Genomic DNA, 8,407 nt, shown 5'->3' with positions numbered 1-8,407 from the left:
GCAGGTACGACGAAAGCGCATCCTGCGGCAAGCACTGCGGCAAGGATCGACCGTGCGATCCGCGTCGCGTGTGTTTTCACGGTTCATTCTCCCTTCGCCTCTTGAATGAACGCCCCCAGCAAGCGAACAGGATACCATGCAACCGGGGCTTGCCAACCAACGATCGGCAGGAAGGCAGCCGCACGCGGAATGCTCGCGAAGGTGCCGCATCGGACGCTACAGCAAGTCGTCAGGATCGACGTCCACTGCGACGTTCACGTCGCGATCCGGCTTGCGCGCACGGAAAAACGGGAGCAGCACTGCGGAAAGATCGCTTTCCAGGGGGCATTTGACCACGATATGCCAGCGGTACGTACCGCGCAGCTTCGCAAGAACGCACGGCGTAGCGGCCAACACGTCCCAGGAGTTGCCGACATAGTTGCGCACGTGACGTCCAAGGTCGGCATGCAATGCCGCAGCAAGGCTGCGCACCGCCCCTTCGTCCTTGCCCCACACCAAGATGTTGGCCATGCGCACGTAAGGCGGGTACTTCAACAACCGGCGTTTAGGCAACTCGTCGCGCAGGAACAGCGCGCGGTCATACGTTGCGGCAGCCTGGATGGGCGCCGCATCAGCCTCGTAGGTCTGCACGAGCACGCGGCCCGGCAGCTCCGCCCGACCAGCGCGGCCCGCCACCTGCTCGACCAGCGCGAACGTACGCTCGGAGGCGCGGTAGTCGGGCAGCTTCAGCATGGTGTCGGCGTTGATAACACCCACCAGCGTCACGTCCTCGAAGTCGAGTCCCTTGGCGATCATCTGCGTGCCCAGCAGCACTGCCGCGTCAGCGGCGGCGAATTCCTCGAGCAGACGCTGATGGGACCCCTTGCCGCCGGTGGTGTCGGCATCCATGCGCACAATGGGCACGTCCGGCCCCACGCCCGGCGCTTCGTCCAACAGCACGCGCAGGTCGGCCTCGACGCGCTGGGTACCCGCACCGAACTTCTTCAAGTAGGGGCTGCCGCATTCAGGACACGTGGCCGGCGCCGCGATGCGGTAGCCACAATGATGGCAGATAAGGAAATTGCCGCGCTCATGGAAGGTGAGCGACGTGGAGCACGACGGGCATTCCGGCACGAACCCGCACTCGCGGCACAGCAAGAACTTAGCGAATCCGCGTTGGTTCAGCAGCAGCACGGCCTTGTGCCCCACGGCCAGCTCCTCGGCCAGCGCGCTCGACAGCGGACGCGAGAACATGGAGCGCGAGCCGCTTCCGAACTCATGGGCCATGTCCACGACCTGCACCTGGGGCATCGGCTTGCCGTTAGCGCGTTCGGGCAGCTCCACCTGATGCCACCGCTCGTCTTTGGCGCAGGCATGCAGGCTTTCGATAGAGGGCGTGGCCGACCCCAGCACCACGGCCGCACCCGAGCGGCGCGCCATCCATACCGCTACGTCGCGCGCATGGTAGCGCGGTGCGCTGTCCTGCTTGTAGGACCCCTCGTGTTCCTCGTCGATAACGATGAGCCCCAAATTGCGCATCGGCGTGAACAGCGCACTGCGCGCACCCACCACCACGCGTGCCGCCCCCGAGCGGATGAAATCCCACTGGTCGTAGCGCTCGCCCGCGCCCATGCGCGAGTGCATGACGGCCACCGTGTCGCCGAACCGGCCGCGGAACCGGCCCACCGTCTGCGGCGTCAGCGAAATCTCGGGCACAAGCACGCACGCCGTGCGGCCGGCCGCGAGCGTCGCCTCGATAGCCTGGAGGTACACCTCGGTCTTGCCCGATCCCGTGACGCCGTCGAGAAGCACGACCTCGCCATTGCCGGATGCACAGGCAGATTCGACGGCTCCTAGGGCACTTGCCTGGCCGGAAGTAAGGAGGGGCTTTCGGGAAGGCACGAAGCTGCTTCCCGATTCCTCCCGACTGCCGACACCACCCGACGCCCCAGAGGGCATCCCCCGCATGCGGCGACGGCGCTCGATGCGCACCGCACCTTTGCCCTCGAGCGTTTTTAGCGCACCGGATACGGCACCGAGCTCAGCAGCCAGTTCGGCCACGCGCAGCTCACCCGCACGCAGAGCCTCTACGATGGCCCCTTGCTTCACGGCGTTCTTGCGCGGCTCGAAGTCGGCAAACGACGGACCCGGCACGACCCAGCGATCGTCAACCTCCCCCACGGTCGGCTCCTCGAGCCGCCAATACCCCTCGCGGGAACGTACCATGCGCGGCACGCCGCCAGGCGGCGTGAACAGCCGCACACACGACGAAAGCGGTGCCAAGTAGCGCTCGGAGAGCCACTGCGCGCACGCGGCACCCTCCTCATCGAAGTATGCCGGGCTCACCGCCCGCACGATCGCCTTCAGCTTTGACAGGTTCAGACCTGCCGGGAGATCGTCTGCCGCATGCTCTTCAAGTGCGACGACGAATCCTATCGCCTGCCGGGGCCCGAACGGCACGAGCGCGGCACACCCCACCACGATGTCGTAGCCGCCGAGCGCGGTCGGATCGTCGGAAACGAGGTAGGTATAGGGCGTATCGAGCGCCTGCGTAGGTATGTCGAGAATGACCGATGCGAGTTTCATGGGATCAAGTATACCAGCACCCCACCCCCTGGGGGACGCAAAGCCTACGCCAGCCCGCAGGCCTTCCGCAGCGCGCCGGCCTTGTCGGTTCGCTCCCAGGTGAACTCAGGCAGCTCGCGGCCGAAGTGGCCGTAGGCGGCGGTTTTACGGTAGATCGGACGGCGCAGGTCCAGCGCATCGATAATGGCGCCGGGGCGCAGATCGAACACGCTTTCCACGGCAGCCATGATGTCGGCTTCGGGCACCTTCGCGGTGCCGAAGGTGTCGACCATCACACTCACCGGACGCGCCATGCCGATGGCATAAGCCACCTGCACCTCGCAGCGGTCAGCCAACCCCGCGGCCACCACGTTCTTGGCTACCCAGCGCGCGGCATAGGCCCCCGAGCGGTCTACCTTCGTGCAGTCCTTGCCGGAGAACGCGCCGCCGCCGTGGCGTCCCATGCCGCCGTAGGTGTCCACGATGATCTTGCGGCCGGTGAGGCCCGCATCCCCCATGGGCCCGCCCACGACAAAGCGGCCGGTGGGGTTCACATGGATGCCTGCACCCTCGGCAAGCTTGACGCCTTCGGCCGCGAAAACGGGCTCGATCACGTGCGCGACGATGTCGGCGCTCAAAGCGCCATGCTCCACGTTCTCGGCGTGCTGGGTAGACACAACCACCTTCTCCACGCTTGTCGGAATGCCGTCCTCGTAGCGCACCGACACCTGCGTCTTGCCGTCGGGGCGCAGGTACGGCAGCGTACCGTCCTTGCGCACCTCGGTCAGACGCTCGGCCAGACGGTGAGCCAGATACACCGGCATGGGCATAAGGGTGGACGTCTCGTTGCAGGCATAGCCGAACATCATGCCCTGATCGCCCGCGCCGACGCGCTCGTAAGGATCGTCGCCTGCAAGCCCGTGCTGGGCCTCCCATGACTCGTCCACGCCCTGCGCAATGTCCGGACTCTGTTCGTGGATGGCGTTCAACACGCCGCACGTGTCGCAGTCGAAGCCGTACTTCGCGCGGTTGTAGCCGATGTCGGAGAGCACCTCGCGCACAATGCCCGGCACGTCCACGTAGGCCTGCGTGCGGATCTCGCCCGTCACGATGACCATGCCCGTGGTAGCCAGCGTCTCGCAGGCGCAGCGCACCTGGGACGGGTCAGCCGCCTGCCCGCCCGGCGCCACGTAACCGCGCTCGGCCAACTCGATCTCCTTGGACAGGATGGCGTCAAGCACCGCGTCTGATATCTGGTCGCATACCTTGTCGGGATGCCCTTCCGTCACGGACTCGGACGTGAACAGATAGCTTCCTTGGTTATTGAGCATGATGTTTCTCCTTCATCGATGTCGGCAGGACCACCTTGGCATGCTTTGCCAGGTTGGTGCCGGGATCCTCGAGCCAACTCTCTTCCCCAGCTCTCGATAAACGGTCGGCGAACTCGCCTATTCGCTTGACAGACAGGCTGGTTTAAAATATCGTAAATTTGCCTCCAATGCAAGAACGCGCGTTCCAGCAATCAATGCAGCAATCGTCGTTTCGAAAAGCACCTCAGAAATTTTCATCGTCAACGGAGAAGCTCGGGCTGCACAGCCCACCGTGGTCAAGAGCAATTATCCCCTCGCATCCGTTTCGACAGTACAAACCTTTGAATGCGCCGTTGTAGACATACAGGCCTGGCATCGATGTCCAAGCCTCAACCGCACTCTGACCTCCGACTTCCGAAACGTCAGCCCGCACTAAACCAACCTCGCGTGGAGGATAATACTCTTGAACGATGTAGGACTCATCGAGCTTCTGGTCAACCAGCGCGCCCCACTCGTCAGCGGCCATGCTTACACCTGGATACACACCGCGGGCACCATAATCGTCCTCAGGTTTGATAATCCACGCATCTTTGCTTGCCTTTACCACGTTTACATCAAATCCCTGACCGCGTTGCAGCCGGAAGGTGCGCGGCACGTGCTCGTCAATGAACGAGCACTCCTCGTCAGTCAAAAAGGACCTCGTCTGTGAGTCGAACAACACGATGGAAACCACTTTGGAATGGACGACCGTTGTTCTAAAATGGCCAATCAGGCATACCTTCCGCTGTTCAACTGCATCAATGAGCGCATCGCATTCACCAGGATGCTGCAGCATCTCACTGGTAACGGCGCGCCGATAAATGACATCTATCACCGTTCCGTCGGAAGGGTCGACTAGGTTTTCCCCGTCAAAGATAAACGACCGAACATCCACAAAACGAGCCGGATAGCCCGCCCGCTCGAAAGCGGCGATGAATCGGTTGAAATCGCTAAACACGCCGCTCTCGCGAAAATCAGTTACAGCCACCGTCGGGCAAGGTTTCGCGTAAGGACACTCTCGATAGCTGGACATAAACGCTTCAACCCACGAATCGAATAGCTCAAACTGCTCAACGCGATGACGCGAGGCGAACTGATGGTAGGTAGCACCTCGCTGCAGTGCGTGGCCAATCTCAAGGTCGCGCGACATCGCCCCGCTCCCATCGGTATTGAATTCGCAAAACTTGAAGCTGAGATCGTTTTCGTCAAGAAAGATATCGAATCGGGCTAGAGGAAGCATCTGTCCATAGTCGCATGGCAGCATGATAAGCCGCTCCATCTCGGGCGAGAAACCGAACAGCGCGCGATAGGTTGCATCTTCCAAATAGCGGGCGATAACCTTGCACAGAATGGTATGGGCCATCGTGCAAACTTCCTGAAGAAACCGGCGATCCTGCGAGCCCACCAAATTGGGAACGTAGGAAAAGGGCACGGGTCGGCCGTGCACCCAAATGTCAGACTGCTCAATGTAGGACAGCGCCGCCTCGCAACCCGGCACATCGCCGTCGAGGCTTTCGAGCGCTTCCAAATATTCTTGGCGATACTGTTTCATGGCGTCTCTCTATTCGTGGGAAAGTTCCGTTAGAAGCCCATTGCACCTGGGGGCAAAACAAGACCAAGGACAAAGCACAGCACAATAACCGCAAATCCGATCGCAACAACGGGAGCAGACCTTGCAGCAAAAAACGATGCTGCAAAACCCAAGCGATTCCCCGTAGAAGAACACTGAGCCGATCGATCAGCCTCGAGCAGAAAAGAAAGAGCCCCGAAAGCCACCATCAGCACTCCCAGCATTACGAGCAGCAAAAGCCCGCGCGCCGCAAACGACATACCGCTCCCCAGCGACACCGCCCCAACAATCAACGCAATGATCCCGGCAAAAAACGCTAGCATCTCCACCATGTTGATCTTCTCGTCGTTAACGCGCCGCTCGACCTCGGCGTGCTTCTCCAGCAAGCTTTCGATCATCTCCTGAATGCCCTCTCGGCTCATTTCGACATAAGCCCGCAACGAACGAGCGCCCTGCATTTGATCGCAAGTAGTACGACTGGTTGCTATCCAGGCGATGAGCTGCACGTATTCGCTGCTGCTGTGCAAGCGCTCCCCCTCGTTGTCGCTCTTGCTCTTCGCTTCAAACTGCCCAACCGCCAGCTCTTCGGCCCGGTCGAACTCCCTCCGAGCGTCGCCAAAGAAGCCCAGGCATGCTCTGAGTCTGCCCAGATTTATATGAAACGTCGGAAAATCCTGGTCAAACGCTTGCCCCTGCGTCATCGATTGAAACCGATCCAGCAACCCTTGCAACTGTTTTGTGTCTTCGTCAGGCACTGTCGGGCACTCGAATTGGTCCGCAGACACGCCCGGCCCAGAAAGCAGACTTTGCTCAGTCTCGTCAAGAAGCATCTCAAGATAGCTGTTCAGAAGGCCTATATGCTTGGGAGCCTGCTCGCAAGCACGACACGCAAACTCCAACGCCTTCGACAACGTGCCCTCGGCGCGATAATAGAGGGAGAGCGCATACGAAAACATTGCATAGTCGGAAAAACAACTTCCAGCGGCCTTGAACAGTTTTTTCCATGCAAGTTGTCGCTCGGACACATCGTTGAGCTGGCGATGATTCCACTCAAAGCATATGAAGAACAGCAGAAAAGCCATCTTGTCCGCCGTACCCGACTCACTTTCGCAATACCGTCCAACAGCCTCGGAAAGTGCGGAAACATCTTCCCGAGAAAGATGATCGCCTTGCACGATATTTTCGCGCACGATGATCTCGAATCGTTGGCTTTTCTCATCAAGGCCGCGAAGTTTGTCAAAATGACCTAAAGAAATTAATTTGGCAAATGCCGGCTCTTTCGAAAACCACTTGTCCGTCTCTTTCGAGGCCGGAGCAACGCCGTCAGCCATCAAACCACCCTCTTCGCCATGCAACTTGTTTAATTCCATTATACTAGCAAAAGCAGTACCATCTCAGACAAGGAATGGCCTCATGAAACCAATCGTGGGAATATCATCACAATACGACTACCATCCGGAACGCTACTCGATCGCCAGAGACTACGTGACGTTTTTAGAATCGTCAAACGCCGTTGCCCTGGTTATACCGCCCTGCGATTCAAGGGGAGATCTGACAGCCCTCCTATCGCTCTGCGACGGTCTTCTCATCCCCGGCGGATCCGATATCAACCCAGCCTTATACCGCGAAAAAAGGCTTTCCCCCACCGAAAAACCCAATCCGAAGCGTGATGGAACGGAGGCGTTTTTCGTGGAGTACGCACTCTCGGCGGACGTGCCTTTTTTGGGGATATGCCGGGGAATGCAGATGGCAAACGTCGTCTTGGGCGGATCGTTGCACCAAGACCTAAAAGCTTGCGGCCGATACGAAAATCATTGGCAGGAAGAGCCCCTCAGCGAGGCCACCCACACGGTGAACACCGTGGCAGACACTCCCCTAGCGAAGACGCTCGGCACCTTAAGTATAAAGACAAACAGCGCTCACCACCAGGGAATCAGCGAACTATCATCCGATTTGGACGTAATGGGTCAAACGGAAGATGGGCTCGTCGAGGCATTCTACCGAGCTCGATCATCGTTTTTCTGGGGCATTCAGTGGCATCCGGAAATGGAACGTCCGAACAAGCATTCACGTGCAATTGCAAAGGCGTTCGTAGGCGCATGCACCGACCAAACAACCAATCGCGCCCGCCACCATTACTCCAACAAGAAAGCGATGTTCTCATGACCAGCAAAAATCCCATCGGCAAGCACCGCAGCATCGCCAGCTCGATCACAACCATCGTGGCGGCAATTGCGCTGGCCATCACGTTCGTGGCGGCAGGTTTTGCCGCCTGCTGCCTGCCACAGACGACCCAAGCCCTAGCGGGCGCGTTTTCCGGCATGGACAATCCAGGCACGGCCTTCACGCACGACCAGCTGGTGCGCGCCGCCGTGGCCACACGCGACTTTACGGTGGACTCCCACGACCAAGCCGCCCTTGCCGACGTGCTCAAGGCTATAAACCAGGAAGCCGACACACCCCTTGCAAACAAAGAGAAACGGATGTCGGGACTTGAAGAGAACTACACGCTCGATGAAAGCTCGATCTCGCATCTGGACGACGTGTATCTGGTCGTCGAGCAGGCGAGACCCTGGCTTGTCGGCACCTGCGTGCTTGCCGTGGCGCTGACGCTCGCACTACTGCTCTCGGGAAAACGCTGCAACGCCGGGGAAGCGCTGCTCATGGGCGGCACCACCGTCCTCATCGTGTTCCTTATGCTAGGAATCGTGGCTGCGGTGAACTTCGATGGGTTTTTCGCCGTGTTCCACTCGCTGTTCTTTGCAGACGGCACGTGGACATTCTCCTACGAGTCGCTGCTCATCACCATGTATCCAACTGCATTTTGGATGGGGATGGGGGCCGTGTGGCTTGCCGTTACCGGCCTGTTGTCTATACTGGCAATTGTTGTGGGATCCATCCTGCGACGGCAGGTTTAGGCTGGCGGGGAGACGGCATGTCGAAC

Annotated in this window: 6 protein-coding genes and 1 riboswitch; of the genes, 2 read left to right on the top strand and 4 right to left on the bottom strand. The window is 59.8% G+C overall.

The window, feature by feature from the left end; all coding sequences use genetic code 11:
* Positions 1 to 216: 216 nt before the first annotated feature.
* The 4 genes from priA to RR842_RS01060 all read right to left on the bottom strand — a co-directional run bounded on the left by priA (position 217) and on the right by RR842_RS01060 (position 6,794).
* Positions 217 to 2,565 carry a primosomal protein N' gene (gene priA, locus RR842_RS01075; protein WP_332512645.1) on the bottom strand — a complete coding sequence of 783 codons (2,349 nt, stop codon included), beginning with the start codon at positions 2,563 to 2,565 and terminating at the stop codon, positions 217 to 219.
* 44 nt (positions 2,566 to 2,609) lie between these two features.
* Positions 2,610 to 3,875, bottom strand: coding sequence for a methionine adenosyltransferase (metK, locus tag RR842_RS01070; protein WP_332565316.1), 1,266 nt, complete (start codon positions 3,873 to 3,875; stop codon positions 2,610 to 2,612).
* 9 nt (positions 3,876 to 3,884) lie between these two features.
* Positions 3,885 to 3,978, bottom strand: a riboswitch (SAM riboswitch).
* 120 nt (positions 3,979 to 4,098) lie between these two features.
* Positions 4,099 to 5,445: a hypothetical protein gene (locus RR842_RS01065; RefSeq protein WP_332512649.1), complete on the bottom strand. Its 1,347-nt coding sequence runs from the start codon at positions 5,443 to 5,445 to the stop codon at positions 4,099 to 4,101.
* Positions 5,446 to 5,474: 29 nt separating this feature from the next.
* Positions 5,475 to 6,794, bottom strand: a complete 1,320-nt coding sequence (locus RR842_RS01060; protein WP_332512650.1) for a hypothetical protein — start codon at positions 6,792 to 6,794, stop codon at positions 5,475 to 5,477.
* Positions 6,795 to 6,876: 82 nt separating this feature from the next.
* On the opposite strand from RR842_RS01060, the gene RR842_RS01055 reads away from it, so the two are divergent.
* Both RR842_RS01055 and RR842_RS01050 read left to right on the top strand, forming a co-directional pair.
* Positions 6,877 to 7,629: a gamma-glutamyl-gamma-aminobutyrate hydrolase family protein gene (locus RR842_RS01055; protein ID WP_332512651.1), complete on the top strand. Its 753-nt coding sequence runs from the start codon at positions 6,877 to 6,879 to the stop codon at positions 7,627 to 7,629.
* Entirely contained in the window at positions 7,626 to 8,381 is a 756-nt protein-coding gene (locus RR842_RS01050) for a DUF1461 domain-containing protein (protein ID WP_332574463.1), read from the top strand. The genes RR842_RS01055 and RR842_RS01050 overlap by 4 nt, the downstream gene beginning before the upstream one ends.
* Positions 8,382 to 8,407: the final 26 nt, after the last annotated feature.

Source organism: Gordonibacter sp. (assembly GCF_036667095.1).
Taxonomy (GTDB): Bacteria; Actinomycetota; Coriobacteriia; order Coriobacteriales; family Eggerthellaceae; genus Gordonibacter.
This window is presented reverse-complemented; position numbering and strand designations above follow the sequence as displayed.

What these genes read in the sequence shown, in the direction of transcription:
- priA (WP_332512645.1), bottom strand. Translation starts at nt 2,565, where the DNA reads ATGAAACTCGCATCGGTCATTCTCGACATACCTACGCAGGCGCTCGAT.
- metK (WP_332565316.1), bottom strand. Translation starts at nt 3,875, where the DNA reads ATGCTCAATAACCAAGGAAGCTATCTGTTCACGTCCGAGTCCGTGACG.
- RR842_RS01060 (WP_332512650.1), bottom strand. Translation starts at nt 6,794, where the DNA reads ATGGCTGACGGCGTTGCTCCGGCCTCGAAAGAGACGGACAAGTGGTTT.
- RR842_RS01055 (WP_332512651.1), top strand. Translation starts at nt 6,877, where the DNA reads ATGAAACCAATCGTGGGAATATCATCACAATACGACTACCATCCGGAA.
- RR842_RS01050 (WP_332574463.1), top strand. Translation starts at nt 7,626, where the DNA reads ATGACCAGCAAAAATCCCATCGGCAAGCACCGCAGCATCGCCAGCTCG.
- RR842_RS01065 (WP_332512649.1), bottom strand. Translation starts at nt 5,445, where the DNA reads ATGAAACAGTATCGCCAAGAATATTTGGAAGCGCTCGAAAGCCTCGAC.